The organism is Bacillus sp. JFL15 (assembly GCF_001184225.1).
Taxonomy (GTDB): Bacteria; Bacillota; Bacilli; order Bacillales; family Bacillaceae; genus Bacillus; species Bacillus siamensis.
The window spans coordinates 3,069,920-3,084,306 of the sequence record NZ_KQ236689.1 but is presented as its reverse complement, the minus strand read 5'-3'; the positions used below and the strand labels follow the sequence as shown (position 1 = coordinate 3,084,306).

Sequence of the window (14,387 nt, the reverse complement as noted above, 5' to 3'; positions counted from 1 at the left end):
CTTAAGAAACGCCTGCTTCTTCTTTCGTTTTCAGCCCTTTAATCAGCACATCGACAACTTCAGGACGGCTGAATTCCGCCGGCGGCATGACGCCGCTTCGCAGCATTTCTCTGACCTTTGTTCCCGACAGAATGACGTGGTCTTCTCTGTCATGCGGACATGTTTTGGCGGTTCCCATGTTGCCGCATTTTTGGCAGAAGAAGCTGTGCTCGAATTTCATCGGTGTAATCCCGAGCTCATCCGCTGTAAATTGATCAAACAGCTCTTGCGCTTCGTATGTTCCGTAGTAATCACCGACGCCGGCATGATCGCGGCCGACGATAAAATGCGTGCATCCGTAGTTTTTGCGGACAAGCGCGTGGAAAATGGCTTCTCTCGGTCCCGCGTACCGCATTGCCGCCAAAAATACACCGAGGAAAACGCGGTCTTTCGGATAATAATGATCGAGCAGCACCTGATAGCTTTCCATTCTGACATCCGCCGGAATGTCATCTGATTTTGTTTCACCGACGAGCGGGTTCAAAAACAGGCCGTCAACCGTCTCAAGCGCGGTTTTCTGGATATATTCGTGAGCGCGGTGAACCGGATTTCTCGTTTGGAAACCGACGATGGTTTTCCAGCCTTTTTCTTCAAAGCTTCGTCTCGTTTCAGCAGGTTCAAATGTAAACTCAGGAAACTGCTTTGACGCTTTTTTAATTAATGTGATCGGCCCGCCGACATACGTATCGCCGCGTGAAAATAGTTTTTTCACTCCTGGATGAGCGTCATCATCGGTTTTATATACGTGAACGGCTTCTTTTTGTTTATCCGGCGTATAAATATCTTCGATGTCCACTACGCCGTATGTTTCTCCGCCGTAAGTCAGTTTTACGGTGTCTCCGACAGCAAGCTCAGCCGCTTTTTCTGAATCGACCGGAAGCGTAATCGGCAAAGACCAGACGGCCCCGGATGCCAGACGCATATTTTCAACGACTGACACGTAATCTTTTTCTGTGAAAAATCCTTCAATCGGGCTGTAGGCACCGATTCCGATCAGCTCTAAATCAGCAAACGAAATCAAATCCAGCTCAATTTCTTTTTGGACGGATGTAAGATCATACTGCTCATTCACCCGATTAACTAATGTTCCTCCGTGCGGTGCTAGACTCATAGTACATTTTCCTCCCAGTTAACAGATAAATAAACTCAGATTAATAGTTAAATGCCCCCGCCTTGTTCATGGACAGAGCGCTTCTCTTTTCGGATGGCTTTCATCAGACTGGCGGCTCCGCCAGCTGCCAAAAGCACGCTGGCCATCATAAAGATGGAATAGTAATCTCCTTTTAACAGCAGAGAGACAAGCAGATACGAAATCGACAGTGACAAAAACGGCGAAACGACCCATACTTTGAGCATCGTTTTCACGACTTCTTTATGAAAAACGTTCGGCCCGTTTTTGGCCATTCCGATACCGATGATTGATGATGATGTCACCTGCGCCAAAGGAACCGGCAGACCGAACACGGAACTGATAATGACAAGCCCGGCCCCGGTTCCGGAAAGCAGTATGCCTTCGCCGGCGGAAAATCTCGTAATCTTTTTCCCGTTGGTTTCAAGCACTCTGCGTCCTAAAAGCAGAGCGCCGAGAGCGACAAAGATACCTCCGTACAGCGTCCCTTTGGACACGCTGAGCACGCCGGCGGCAACTAAAGGCCCTACCGCATTTGCGACGTTGTTCATTCCGGCTGAAAAAGCTTCCCAAAACCCCGCAATAAGCAAGACAATCCCCAAAACCTTCTGTTTCCGGCTCGAAATGACTCGAATATTCAGAGAACTGGATACCTTCGATACGAGAAACGTGAAACAGAACGCGACAAACGGAACGAGCACCCAAAAAATCACGATGACCAAAAGATGCTGCAGAAACAATACTTTGTACGCGACTCCGACCCCGACAATCGCCCCGACGGTGACCTCGCTCGTCGACAGCGGAATGCCGAGCACATTCGCCGTGAATAACGATAACGCCGCAGCTCCGATAATAATGCAGACAATGGTGAGCGTAATGGTCTGTTCGGGAATGATTCCGCCGCTGATCGTCTTAACGACTTCTCCGCCGCCGATAACCGCCCCTGACAGGACGCCAGCCGCGCAGATGATCAGCGCATACGTTTTCTTTTTAACGGCGCCGGACCCGTAAGCGACTCCCATTGAAGCCGCGGCTCCGCTGGCTCCGATATTCATGGCGAAAAACAGGCAGAATAAAATAGCGGCTAATTCCATTGTGCAGCTCCTTTATTCATGCAGTCCGCATTCTGTTTTCGCCATTCCGTTCCATCTGCCGCTCCGCAAGTCTTCTGCAGTAAACGCAGGTGAAGTGCACGGTTCACAGCCGATGCTCGGATAGCCCTGATCATGAAGAATGTTGTAATCCAGCTCATGCTTGGATGTATATCTCCAGATGTCTTTCCACGTCCAGTGGATCAGCGGGCATACTTTAATAGATTGAAACTTATCGTCTTTATTCAGGAAATTCGTATTCGCCCGGCTCGGCCCTTGATCGCGTCGGAGACCGGACAGCCATGCCGGACGCCCGGCGAGCGCTTCTCTTAACGGCAGAATTTTTCTGATGAAGCAGCACTGGTTCGGTTCTCTTTCCCACAGTTTATCTCCGTGAGCCTCGGCCTGTTCCTCAAGAGTAAGGCTGGGCTTTTTCAGGATGATGTTCAGTCCCGGGTAACGTTCTTTCACTTTTTCGATCGTTTCATATGTTTCTTTAAAGTGAAGTCCTGTATCGAGAAACACGATTTCCGCGTCTTTTTTCACTTTAGAAATTAAATCGATCAGGACGATTCCCTCAATCCCGAAGCTGCACGCGTAAACAAGCTGGTCTCCGTAGTGGCCGTATGCCCATTTTAAAACGGACAGCGCGCCTTTATAGGAATCGTCTTCCGGAAATGTAATCGCCGGTTCCTCCCATGTGTCATACGTTAGCATTTTTTCTTTCCTCCTCCCGGAGACAATCAAACAGCTGTTGTTTTCTGCCGGTTGTCTTATCCCTCAATCTTTTTTCATATAAAAAACTTTCAATCCAGCGGAATGAAAGACAGTGACCCGTTATAGCCCTTATCTTCAAAATGCTGTGCATTTTTCTGGATGCGGCACCTTGCATGATACGCAGGTTGCCGGGCGTCATCGGTCCAGTCCCTCAGCCGCTCTTGATAAGCTTTTTAGATTTGTACTAAATTTTAGCACAATTCTAACAGAAGTCAACCCGAGTTTTTTGATAGGAATAATAAAACAGGCCCTGAGGCCTGTTTTTATTGTCATTATTTTTTAAACCAATCTTTTGACTCGGGATTTTGTTTCCATGATTTCAGTTTCTCAATGTCATCTGAATGTATCGTTCCGTTTTCAAGCGCTACTTCAATCAGCGTGTCATAATCTGTTAACGAGTAGTACGGCAGACCCGCTTTTTTAAAGGCTTCTCTTGCTTTCGGCAGTCCGTATGTAAAAATAGAAAGGACGCCGAGGACTTCCGCGCCCTCTCTTTGAAGGGCCGCCGCAGCTTCAAGCACGCTGCCCCCGGTAGAAATCAAGTCTTCAATCACGACTGTTTTTTGTCCTTTTTTAACGGCGCCTTCTATTTGATTTCCTTTGCCGTGCGCTTTCGGTTTGCTTCTGACGTAGCACATCGGAGCACCTGTACGGTCCGCGAGAAGCGCAGCATGCGGAATGCCTGCCGTTGCAGTGCCCGCGATCATCTCCGCCTCGGGGAAATGCTCTTTCAGCAGTTTGCCGAGCCCGTCCGCCACATCATTTCTCACTTTTGGATACGACAATGTCAGACGGTTGTCACAATAGATCGGCGATAAAATGCCGCTCGCCCACGTAAACGGTTCATTCGGGCGTAAAAAGACAGCTTCAATGTGTAATAGATGTTTTGCGATAGCCTGTTTCATCGGCGAACGCCCTCCCATTCCAGTTTAATGGCTTCATATGCTTTAACGGGGTTTTCCGCTTTTGTAATTGAACGGCCCACGACAATGGCAGACGAACCGTTTTCTTTCGCAAATGACGGAGTCGCCGTCCGGACTTGATCATCAGCGGCGTCATTGGCCGTGCGGATGCCCGGCGTGACTGTCAGAAATGACGGCCGGACCGCTTCATAAATGGCTTTTGTTTCATGAACCGAACATACCACGCCGTCCAGCCCGCACTCTTCAGCCATTTTGCCGTAATGCACAACCGTTTCTAACAGCGGCTTTTGCAGCAGAAGCTCTTCCTTCGCCATCTGCTCTGAAGTGCTCGTCAGCTGGGTGACTGCGATTAATGACGGGCGTTTTTTGCCTGCCGGGGTGCCTTCTTCAAGCCCCTCAAGAGCTGCGCGCATCATGCGTCCGCCCCCTGCGGCATGTACATTGACGAGATCAACGCCGAGGCCCGCAAGCCGCTTCATCGCTTTATTGACTGTAGTCGGAATATCATGAAGCTTCAAATCTAAAAATATATCACAGTTCCGTTCTTTTAATTGGTGAATGATGGCGGGTCCTTCCTGATAAAAAAGTTCCATCCCCGTTTTGACAAACAGCTTTTCCTTTTCAAACAAATCTAAAAACGCTAAAGTTTCTTCTCCTGATGCAAAATCAAGCGCGATGATGGGCAGGTTGTTTTGCATGTTTCCAGCTCCTTCCGATGCATTCACTTACAGATTGATAACCGTATTGGCGCAGCACATGAGGGAGCTGTTCAATGATTTCCGGGCAGACGAACGGATTGACGAAGTTGGCCGTCCCGACGGCAACCGCACTCGCTCCGGCGAGAAGAAATTCTAATGCATCTTCTGCGGTCTGGACGCCGCCCATCCCGATAATCGGAATTTCAACGGCCTGGCTGACTTCGTATACCATCCGGATGGCGACCGGTTTGATCGCCGGGCCTGACAGTCCGCCCGTTTTATTTGCTAAAATCGGCCGGCCCGTCTTAAGATCAAGCCTCATCCCGACGAGTGTATTAATCATCGTCAGCCCGTCAGCACCGGCCGCTTCAATCGCTTTCGCAATTTCGGTTATGTTTGCGACATTAGGAGAAAGCTTCACATACACAGGCACTGAGGAAACTTCTTTCACCGCTTTTGTCAGATCGGCCGCCATGACGGGATCAGTTCCAAAAGCAATCCCGCCCGTTTTGACATTCGGACACGAAATGTTCAGCTCAAGCGCATACACATTCGGCGCTTGGCTGATGCGTTCGGCTACTTCTTTATAGTCTTCCACCTGAGAACCCGCGACGTTTGCGATAATCGGCGTGTCAAACTGTTCGAGCCAAGGCAGCTCATGATTGAGCACATGCTCCAGACCGGGATTTTGCAGTCCGATGGCATTCAGCATTCCCGCGCTTGTCTCCGCCACTCTCGGTGTCGGATTTCCGAAGCGGGCTTCGTTCGTGGTGGCTTTAATCATGATGCCTCCGAGGCATGATAAATCGTAAAATCCGGCATATTCCTTCCCGAAACCGAAACATCCGGAAGCGGGGATGATCGGGTTTTTCAATTGGAGACCCGGCAGATTCACCTCTAACATTACAGCGCCACCTCTTCAGCTTTAAATACCGGCCCGTCAAGGCAGACTTTTACATACGACGTATCGCTTTCGCCCGTACGGCACACGCAGGCGAAGCAGGCCCCTATTCCGCAGCCCATCCGCTCTTCCATCGAAAGGTAAACCTCTTTATGGCCGTACTGCTGCTTCAGCGCTTTCAGCATCGGTGTCGGCCCGCAGCTGAGCAGGACATCGAATTCGAGCTGCTTTTCGCGGATGACATCGGTGACAAATCCTTTTTCTCCATATGTTCCGTCAGCCGTCGCCACGTAGGTATCTCCGTATGCGAGACATTCCTGTTCATAAAAAACATCCTTTGCTGATTGAAACCCAAGCACGTGAATAACGTTTACGCCTTTTTCCGTCAGGCGCTTTGACAATTCCTGCAAAGGCGGAACCCCGACTCCGCCTCCGACTAACAGCGCGGTTTTGCCGGATTCTATCCGGCGGACGGGGAATCCGTTGCCGAGAGGGCCGAGAACGTCTATCCTGCCGCCCTCTTTTTTCTCAGACAAAAGACGCGTCCCCTCACCGTCAGCTCTGTAGATAACGGATACTTCATCCGCGGCGAAATTGACGTCCGCAATGCTAAGCGGCCTTCTTAATAGCGGCGTGACCGCGTCACTTACCTTCAGATGAAGAAATTGTCCCGGCTCGGTAAAGTGCCGGACAAGCTCTCCTTTCAGCACCATCTTATAAATCCGGTCGGCAATTTCTGAGTTGGATTGAACAGTCAAGTGCGCTTTCTTCATACCGTAACGGCCGCCTTTTGATTGGTTTCAGATGCCGGCATATGATCCGCCCGGAATGTCATGCTTTCCAACACCCGCAAAATGGCTTCGGCCGTATCTAAAGATGTCAGGCAGGCGACTCCGTTCTCAACGGATTCACGGCGGATTCTGAAGCCGTCTCTGGCCGGCTGTTTTCCTTTTGTCAGCGTATTGATGACAAATTGCGCTTCTCCGTTTCTGATGACGTCGATGAGATTCTTCCCTTCTTCGCCGATTTTCCCGACAACCTGAGCCGGAATCTGAGCGTCTTTCAAATAAGCGGCCGTTCCTTCCGTCGCCATGATGTTATAGCCGATAGCATGGAACCGCTTCGCGATCAGAAGTCCTTCTTCTTTATCTTTATCAGCAACGGTCAACAGCACCGAGCCGTAATTCGGAATTTGAATGCCAGAGGCAATCAGTGCTTTATAGAGCGCTTTTTCAAGAGTTGAATCTTTGCCCATGACCTCTCCCGTCGACTTCATTTCAGGCCCTAATGTAATATCCACTCTTCTCAGCTTCGCGAATGAGAAGACAGGCGCTTTCACATATACCCCCTGCTGTTCAGGCTGCAGTCCCTCTTGATAGCCGAAATCAGCAAGCTTTTGGCCGAGAATGACCTTTGTCGCCAGATTCGCCATCGGAATCTTTGTGATTTTGCTTAAGAACGGCACGGTTCTGCTTGACCGCGGATTTACTTCAAGCACATACACTTCACCTTGCGACAGGACGAATTGGATGTTCAGCAAACCGACGATGTTGAGGCCTTTTGCCAAGGCTACAGTGTATTGTTCGATTTTTTTCTTAATGTCTCCGCTTAAAGACTGAGGCGGATAGACGGCGATTGAATCCCCTGAATGGACGCCGGCCCGCTCGATATGCTCCATAATTCCCGGGATGACGACTGTTTCGCCGTCAGATACGGCGTCGACTTCGATTTCTTTCCCCGTCAGATAACGGTCGATTAACACCGGATGCTGCGGGTTGATTTTGACCGCATTTTTCATATAGTGAAGCAGCTCTTCTTCGTGATAGACGATCTCCATCGCCCGGCCGCCGAGCACATATGAAGGGCGGACAAGTACCGGATAGCCGATGGATGCGGCAATTTTGACCGCTTCATTCACCGACACAGCGGTTTTTCCGAGCGGCTGCGGCACGTTCAGCGCCTCAAGCGCCTGCTCGAACTTATCCCGGTCTTCCGCACGGTCTAAATCCTCAAGTGATGTGCCGAGAATCTTGACGCCGCGGGCGCTCAATTCTTCCGCAAGATTGATCGCCGTCTGGCCGCCGAATTGGACGACGACGCCTTCCGGCTGTTCCAAATCAATGATATGCATGACATCTTCAACCGTCAGCGGTTCAAAATACAGCTTGTCTGAAATGCTGAAATCAGTTGACACTGTCTCAGGGTTGTTGTTGATAATAATCGCTTCATAGCCTGCCTGCTTGATCGCCCAGACAGAGTGAACGGTCGCATAGTCAAATTCGACGCCCTGTCCGATGCGGATCGGACCGGAGCCGAGGACGACGACGCTTTTTCTTGATGTCACTTCAGATTCATTTTCTTCCTCATATGTGCTGTAGAAGTACGGGGTTTCTGATTCGAATTCCGCCGCGCACGTATCCACCATTTTATATACAGGCTTGATGGCTGCTTCTTTTCTCATTTGGTACAGCTCTTGTTCCGGCATATTCCATTCCCGGCTGATGTATTTGTCAGAGAAACCGAGTTCCTTCGCTGTCTGCAGGGCGGTGAGGCTTCCTTTTTCCGCTTTCAGCTCAGTTTCAAAAGCGACCAGCTTACAGAGCTTGTGCAAAAAGAAGACGTCAATTGCGGAAAACTCATGAAGCTGCTCGACTGTGTAGCCTCTTCTGAACGCTTCTGCAAGGTAAAACAGCCGTTCATCTCCGGCCTTTCTGATCCGTTTTTCCAAAAGTCCGTCAGAAATCTCTTCCGCATCCTTCAGTTCCAGGTGATAGACATCAGCTTCCAATGAGCGGACCGCCTTTAACAGCGATTCTTCAAGAGTGCGTCCGATAGCCATGACCTCTCCGGTGGCTTTCATCTGCGTTCCGAGTCTGCGGTTTGCCGACTCAAATTTATCAAACGGCCAGCGCGGGATTTTAGAAACGACATAGTCAAGCGCGGGCTCAAAAGCCGCATATGTTTTTCCCGTTACGGGATTCATCATTTCATCAAGAGAAAGCCCGACTGCGATTTTCGCCGCAAGCTTTGCGATCGGGTAACCCGTCGCTTTTGAAGCGAGGGCAGATGAGCGGCTCACCCGCGGATTCACTTCGATAATGTAATATTGGAAGCTGTCGGGATCGAGCGCGAGCTGAACATTACAGCCGCCTTCTATGCCGAGCGCGCGGATCAGCTTTAATGAAACATTGCGCAAAAGCTGGTATTCCCGGTCGCTAAGCGTCTGGCTCGGAGCAACGACGATGCTGTCGCCCGTATGGATGCCGACCGGGTCGATATTTTCCATATTGCAGACGACGATCGCATGATCTCTGCTGTCTCTCATGACTTCATATTCGATCTCTTTGTAGCCGGCGATACTTTTTTCCAATAGGCATTGATGGACGGGGCTTAGTTTTAATCCGTTTTCGACGATCTCTTTCAGCTCCGCTTCATTCGAGCAGATGCCTCCTCCCGTTCCGCCTAAAGTGTAAGCAGGGCGCACGATAACCGGAAACCCGATCCGGCCGACAAATTCCTCGGCTTCCTGCAAAGTGCGGATGATCTCGCTTTCCGGCACCGGTTCATTCAGCTCATTCATCAGTGTACGGAATAAGTCGCGATCTTCCGCCTGCTGGATGGCGGACAGTTTTGTGCCGAGCACTTCCACTCCGCATTCCTCGAGAACCCCGAGTTCAGACAGCTCGACGGCAAGATTCAGTCCGGTCTGCCCTCCAAGGGTCGGCAGGATGGCATCCGGCCGCTCTTTTCTGATGATACGCGTGAGAAATTCCGTCGTCAGCGGTTCGATGTATACCCGGTCGGCCATTTCCGTATCCGTCATAATCGTTGCCGGATTTGAGTTGACGAGAATGACTTCATAGCCTTCTTCCTTTAAAGCGAGACACGCCTGTGTGCCCGCATAATCAAATTCCGCCGCCTGTCCGATAATAATCGGGCCTGATCCGATCACTAAAATCTTTTTAATATCTATGCGTTTTGGCATACCGCTTCCCCTTCTTTCTCAGTTGTTTCGATCAAGTCAATGAATCTGTCAAATAAATGATTGGCATCTTCCGGCCCCGGTGAAGCTTCGGGGTGGTACTGAACCGTAAATGCCGGCAATGTTTTATGCTTGAGGCCTTCGATCGTTTGGTCATTGATCGCAATATGTGTCACTTCAAGCTCCGTCTCATCTATAGAAGAAACTGTATATCCGTGGTTTTGAGCGGTTAAAGCGACTTTCCCTGTCGCAAGCTCTTTAACCGGATGGTTGGAGCCCCTGTGTCCGAATTTCATTTTTTCCGTATCCGCTCCTGACGCCAGCGCAAATAATTGATGGCCGAGACAGATTCCGAATAACGGCACCTTCCCGAGTATGCCTTTTATCATCTCAATCGCTTCCGGTACATCTTTCGGATCTCCGGGTCCGTTAGATAGCATGATGCCGTCCGGCTTCAGCTGGAGCACTTCTTCCGCGGTTACATTGTACGGCACCACGATGACATCACATTTTCGTTTGTTTAATTCTCTTAAAATGCCGTGCTTCATGCCGAAATCAACGAGTACGATGCGTTTGCCGCGGCCCGGACTTGGATAAGCCGTTTTCGCCGATACTTGAGCGACTTGATTTCTCGGCAGTTCCGTTTCTTTCAGACGTGTCAGAACCGCTTCGACATCCTCCTCGCAAGATGCAAATGTTCCTTTTAATGCACCGGCCGTGCGGATCATTCTTGTGAGCTTTCGCGTGTCGATCCCTTGTAAGCCGGGGATATTTTTCATTTTTAAATACTCGTCAAGCGTGTAAGCAGATCTCCAGTTGGAAGGCAGCTCGCACAGTTCTTTTACGATCAGCCCTTTTACAAAAGGAGTGATGGATTCAAAGTCATCTCTGTTAATCCCGTAGTTGCCGATCAGAGGATACGTCAGCGTCACGATCTGCCCGCAGTAGGAAGGGTCTGATAAAATTTCCTGATAACCGGTCATTCCCGTGTTGAATACAACTTCACCCGCGGTATGCTCCAGGCTCCCGAATGCTTCACCCTCAAATACCGCTCCATTTTCCAGCACTAGTCTTCTTTTCATTTGACGAGTCTCCCTTCTTCATATGCAAGCTTACCGGCAGCCATCGTTGCAACAGGCCAGCCGAAGCACTTCATCTTGTTGAATGGCGTATTTTTTCCTTTAGATAAAAATGTATCTTTGTCAATGGCCGCTTCTTTTTCCAGATCAATCAGGGTGATGTCAGCCGGCGCCCCCTGTGCGAGCGTTCCGTACGGAAGACCGAACGCCTCGCAAGGTTTTGTTGTCATGAAATCAACCAGCTGCTTCAGCGTCCACGTCCCGTTTTTCACAAAATGTGTGTACAGAAGCGGAAAGGCTGTTTCTAAACCGACGATACCGAAAGGCGCAAGCTTCATGTCCGTATTTTTCTCTTCCTCTGTATGCGGCGCATGGTCAGTGGCGATGAAATCAATCGTGCCGTCTAAAAGCCCTTCGATCAGCGCCTCTCTGTCCTCTTTGCTGCGAAGCGGCGGATTCATTTTAAAATTGGTATCAAGCCCCGGGATATCTTCGTCACAAAGCAGCAGGTGGTGCGGCGACACTTCGGCTGTCACGCGGATTCCCGCTTTTTTTGCGTCTCTTACGGTTCTGACGGATTCTTTCGTGCTGATATGACACACATGGTAATGGCAGCCCGCCGCTTCCGCCAGAAGCACGTCACGGGCGATATGTACCGCTTCACAAATGGAAGGTATGCCGTTTAGGCCGTTCGCTTTTGAAAAAGAGCCTTCATGCACGCTTCCGCCGTAAATAAGTGAGTTATCCTCACAATGAGCGACAATCGCTTTATTTATTGAAGCCGCCCGTTTCATGGCTTCATACATCATTCCGGCCGTCTGAACGCCGACGCCGTCATCGGTAAAGGCGAATGCGCCCGCTTCATGAAGCGCCTTAAAATCTGTCATTTCTTGGCCGGTTTGTCTGATCGTAATGGATGCGTAAGGAAGAACCCTGACAGATGAGGTTTCTTTGATCCGGTTTTGCAGCCATTCCATCTGCTCTTTCGTATCCGGCACGGGTCTTGTATTCGGCATGGCGGCGACTGTGGTAAAACCGCCGCGCGCCGCAGCTTTAGAGCCAGTTTCAATGGTTTCTTTTTTCTCGCCGCCCGGTTCTCTGAAGTGCACATGAAGGTCCACGAGTCCCGGTGAGATGAACAGTCCGTCAGCGTCAATCACCGTTTCTCCGTCTTGCGCGGTCAGAATGCCGGTTTCCGCAATGATTTCTCCTGTTACCCGGATATCCTGTTTCACTTTTTCTCCCTGTTCATTTAACATCCAGCCGTTTTTAATGAGATAAGACATAAGCCGCTTCTCCCCTTTTCGCATTGGTTTGCAGTGCTCTTTTTAAGACTGCCATTCTGATATACACACCGTTTTCCATTTGTTTAAAGATTCTTGATTTTTCGCATTCTACTAATGTTGTGTCAATTTCGACTCCTCTGTTCACCGGTGCGGGATGCATGATAATGGCATGCCGCTTCATGCTTTCCGCCCGCTTTGCGGTCAGCCCGTATGCTCCCAGGTAGCCTTTTTGGTCGGCTTCTGTCTGATGCCTTTCATTTTGAATGCGGAGCAGCATGACGACATCTGAAGCTTGTATGGCTTCATCCGTCTGTACACAGGTGCCGAAGGCGTTTTTCTCATCCTGCCATTGCGGCGGCCCTGAAAACAGCACGCGTGCGCCGAGCCTTGTCAGCACCTCGGCATTTGACCTTGCCACCCTGCTGTGTTTGATATCGCCATGAATAGAAACCGTCAGGCCCTGAAAGGTCTCAAATTCCTCTTGAATCGTCATTAAATCGAGCAATGACTGAGTCGGATGCTGGCCGCAGCCGTCGCCTGCGTTTAAGATCGGAATATTGACTCTGTCTATCAGATCTTTGTAATATTCATCCGTGCTGTGCCTGATGACGCAGGCGTCCGCTCCGATTGATTCCAGTGTTCTGACCGTGTCGTATAAGGACTCGCCTTTTTGAACGCTTGTGCTCGTGCCGTCTAAGCTGAGCACGTTCATTCCGAGTTTCTTTTCCGCCACTTCAAAGCTGAACCGCGTTCTCGTGCTCGGTTCAAAAAACAGATTCGCAACGAATTTTCCCGCGAGATCAGGGCGGACTGTACCCTCTTTTATCGCTTTTGCCTCACGCAGCAGTTCTGTAATTTCAGCCGCGCTCAGTTCAGACATCGCCGTTAAATGATTCATGTTTTTTCTCCTCCGTTTCCGCTTGAAGGCCGTAAAAAACACCCCGGTCTATAGACTCGGGGTGCGGTTAAAGAGAGAAGCGGCGTACAGCTTCTTCCCGTTATAACCCTTCCAAGCCTCTCTGGACTTTCTTTAAAAGGTTTACATATGATTTTGTTTTTCCGTTACGTCCGTTTCTTCGTCATTTATGTGCGGCAGGACAAGGTTCAGAATGACTCCGACGATTGCCGCAAGCGCCATGCCGGATATTTGAAACCCGCCTTTTGATACTTGAATGAACGCACCGCCGACGCCGATCACGAGGATGACGGATGTGATAATTAAATTTCGCTTGTTTTCATAATCAATGTTGTTGTCAATCAGCATTCTCAAGCCGCTGGAGGCGATGATTCCGAAGAGCAGGAAGGAAACGCCTCCCATAACCGCTGAGGGAACAGAGCTGATCAGCGCCGAAACTTTGCCGATAAATCCGAAGCACAGCGCAATCACGCCGGCGCCGCCGATGACAAAGACGCTGAACACTCTCGTAATTGCCAGTACTCCGATGTTCTCACCGTATGTCGTCGTCGGCGGGCCGCCGATTAACGAAGCGATGATCGTCGCAACACTGTCCCCCATTATGGAGCGGTGCAGTCCCGGCTTTTTAATGAAATCCTGTCCGACAACTTTACTCAGCACCATTTGATGGCCGATATGTTCTGACATTGTCACGAAAGCGACCGGCACCATCGCAGCCGCAATGCCCAACGTCACTGACGGCGTATAGTCTTTGAAAGGGATGATAAATTCAGGAACGGCGAACCATTTTGCATCAATGACCGGCTGGAAATTGACGATGCCCTGTGTCAGCGCAAACAGATAGCCGCCTATAATGCCGATCAGTACCGGAATCAGGCTTAAAAATCCCCGTAAAAAGATGGCGCAGATAATGGTGATGGCCAAAGTGACGCCGGCTACACTGAAATGTTTCAGGCTGTAGACGAGTTCCTTCGCATTCGGATCGGCATACATTGCCATATTGACGGCTGTACTCGCCAATCCGAGGCCGATGACGATGATGACCGGTCCGACGACCACCGGGGGCAGCAGCTTCATCAGCCACCCCGTTCCAAGCTGCCTGATGAGCAGTGCGATCAGGCCGTACACAATTCCCGCCAGGAAGGCGCCGACCATGGCAGCCCCCGGCCCTCCCGCCGCTTTCACCAAGATAATCGGTGATATAAAAGCGAATGATGAGCCGAGATAAGCGGGAATCCGCCCTTTTGTCACCAAGAGATAGGCGAGTGTCCCGATTCCGCTCGTGACAAGCGCCACTGCCGGGCTCATTCCGACCAGTTTCGGCACGAGTATGGTTGAGCCGAACATGGCGAATAAATGCTGCAGGCTGAATGACAGCCAGGACAATGGATTGGGGACGTCCCTGACTCCCAGGTTTACTTTTTTCTTACTCATGGCGTTTTCCTCCCGGTTGACTTTCAAATGGTATAAAAAAACCTCTTTGCTTATACGCAAAGAGGCATACAAAACCCGGCCGCGTCGATCCGCCCGGCTTTGTGTTTTAAAATCCTCTTTGCAGACTCTCTG

The 14,387-nt window shown here is 50.3% G+C and carries 12 protein-coding genes and 1 riboswitch; all 12 genes read right to left on the bottom strand.

Annotation, left to right across the window (positions count from 1 at the left end):
* Position 1: 1 nt before the first annotated feature.
* A complete protein-coding gene (gene sat, locus AD710_RS15515; RefSeq protein ID WP_049628445.1) occupies positions 2-1,150 on the bottom strand; it encodes a sulfate adenylyltransferase in 1,149 nt (382 codons plus the stop codon).
* 47 nt (positions 1,151-1,197) lie between these two features.
* The gene (locus AD710_RS15510; protein WP_016936176.1) at positions 1,198-2,262 is read right to left on the bottom strand and encodes a sulfate permease; all 1,065 of its coding nucleotides are present in this window, start codon (positions 2,260-2,262) and stop codon (positions 1,198-1,200) included.
* Between the two features lie 12 nt (positions 2,263-2,274).
* Positions 2,275-2,976 carry a phosphoadenylyl-sulfate reductase gene (locus AD710_RS15505; protein ID WP_047475086.1) on the bottom strand — a complete coding sequence of 234 codons (702 nt, stop codon included), beginning with the start codon at positions 2,974-2,976 and terminating at the stop codon, positions 2,275-2,277.
* A 126-nt stretch (positions 2,977-3,102) separates the two neighbouring features.
* Positions 3,103-3,207, bottom strand: a riboswitch (SAM riboswitch).
* A gap of 101 nt (positions 3,208-3,308) precedes the next feature.
* Complete coding sequence (gene pyrE / locus AD710_RS15495) at positions 3,309-3,941, bottom strand: orotate phosphoribosyltransferase (protein ID WP_049628444.1); 633 nt, start codon at positions 3,939-3,941, stop codon at positions 3,309-3,311.
* Positions 3,938-4,657: an orotidine-5'-phosphate decarboxylase gene (pyrF, locus tag AD710_RS15490; protein WP_049628443.1), complete on the bottom strand. Its 720-nt coding sequence runs from the start codon at positions 4,655-4,657 to the stop codon at positions 3,938-3,940. The genes pyrE and pyrF overlap by 4 nt, the downstream gene beginning before the upstream one ends.
* The gene (locus AD710_RS15485; protein ID WP_049628442.1) at positions 4,626-5,561 is read right to left on the bottom strand and encodes a dihydroorotate dehydrogenase; all 936 of its coding nucleotides are present in this window, start codon (positions 5,559-5,561) and stop codon (positions 4,626-4,628) included. The genes pyrF and AD710_RS15485 overlap by 32 nt, the downstream gene beginning before the upstream one ends.
* The gene (locus AD710_RS15480; protein WP_045926094.1) at positions 5,561-6,331 is read right to left on the bottom strand and encodes a dihydroorotate dehydrogenase electron transfer subunit; all 771 of its coding nucleotides are present in this window, start codon (positions 6,329-6,331) and stop codon (positions 5,561-5,563) included. The genes AD710_RS15485 and AD710_RS15480 overlap by 1 nt, the downstream gene beginning before the upstream one ends.
* A complete protein-coding gene (gene carB / locus AD710_RS15475; RefSeq protein WP_049628441.1) occupies positions 6,328-9,543 on the bottom strand; it encodes a carbamoyl-phosphate synthase (glutamine-hydrolyzing) large subunit in 3,216 nt (1,071 codons plus the stop codon). The genes AD710_RS15480 and carB overlap by 4 nt, the downstream gene beginning before the upstream one ends.
* Positions 9,528-10,622: a carbamoyl phosphate synthase small subunit gene (locus AD710_RS15470; RefSeq protein WP_049628440.1), complete on the bottom strand. Its 1,095-nt coding sequence runs from the start codon at positions 10,620-10,622 to the stop codon at positions 9,528-9,530. Before AD710_RS15470 ends, carB begins: the two co-directional genes overlap by 16 nt.
* The gene (locus AD710_RS15465) at positions 10,619-11,905 is read right to left on the bottom strand and encodes a dihydroorotase (RefSeq protein WP_049628439.1); all 1,287 of its coding nucleotides are present in this window, start codon (positions 11,903-11,905) and stop codon (positions 10,619-10,621) included. Before AD710_RS15465 ends, AD710_RS15470 begins: the two co-directional genes overlap by 4 nt.
* Entirely contained in the window at positions 11,889-12,803 is a 915-nt protein-coding gene (locus AD710_RS15460; RefSeq protein WP_049628438.1) for an aspartate carbamoyltransferase catalytic subunit, read from the bottom strand. Before AD710_RS15460 ends, AD710_RS15465 begins: the two co-directional genes overlap by 17 nt.
* A gap of 141 nt (positions 12,804-12,944) precedes the next feature.
* Positions 12,945-14,255, bottom strand: coding sequence for a uracil permease PyrP (pyrP, locus tag AD710_RS15455; RefSeq protein WP_049628437.1), 1,311 nt, complete (start codon positions 14,253-14,255; stop codon positions 12,945-12,947).
* Positions 14,256-14,387 lie beyond the last annotated feature (132 nt).

Bases quoted from the DNA above. Each gene is read 5' to 3' on its own strand.
- sat (WP_049628445.1), bottom strand. From the start codon at position 1,150: ATGAGTCTAGCACCGCACGGAGGAACATTAGTTAATCGGGTGAATGAG.
- AD710_RS15510 (WP_016936176.1), bottom strand. From the start codon at position 2,262: ATGGAATTAGCCGCTATTTTATTCTGCCTGTTTTTCGCCATGAATATC.
- AD710_RS15505 (WP_047475086.1), bottom strand. From the start codon at position 2,976: ATGCTAACGTATGACACATGGGAGGAACCGGCGATTACATTTCCGGAA.
- pyrE (WP_049628444.1), bottom strand. From the start codon at position 3,941: ATGAAACAGGCTATCGCAAAACATCTATTACACATTGAAGCTGTCTTT.
- pyrF (WP_049628443.1), bottom strand. From the start codon at position 4,657: ATGCAAAACAACCTGCCCATCATCGCGCTTGATTTTGCATCAGGAGAA.
- AD710_RS15485 (WP_049628442.1), bottom strand. From the start codon at position 5,561: ATGTTAGAGGTGAATCTGCCGGGTCTCCAATTGAAAAACCCGATCATC.
- AD710_RS15480 (WP_045926094.1), bottom strand. From the start codon at position 6,331: ATGAAGAAAGCGCACTTGACTGTTCAATCCAACTCAGAAATTGCCGAC.
- carB (WP_049628441.1), bottom strand. From the start codon at position 9,543: ATGCCAAAACGCATAGATATTAAAAAGATTTTAGTGATCGGATCAGGC.
- AD710_RS15470 (WP_049628440.1), bottom strand. From the start codon at position 10,622: ATGAAAAGAAGACTAGTGCTGGAAAATGGAGCGGTATTTGAGGGTGAA.
- AD710_RS15465 (WP_049628439.1), bottom strand. From the start codon at position 11,905: ATGTCTTATCTCATTAAAAACGGCTGGATGTTAAATGAACAGGGAGAA.
- AD710_RS15460 (WP_049628438.1), bottom strand. From the start codon at position 12,803: ATGAATCATTTAACGGCGATGTCTGAACTGAGCGCGGCTGAAATTACA.
- pyrP (WP_049628437.1), bottom strand. From the start codon at position 14,255: ATGAGTAAGAAAAAAGTAAACCTGGGAGTCAGGGACGTCCCCAATCCA.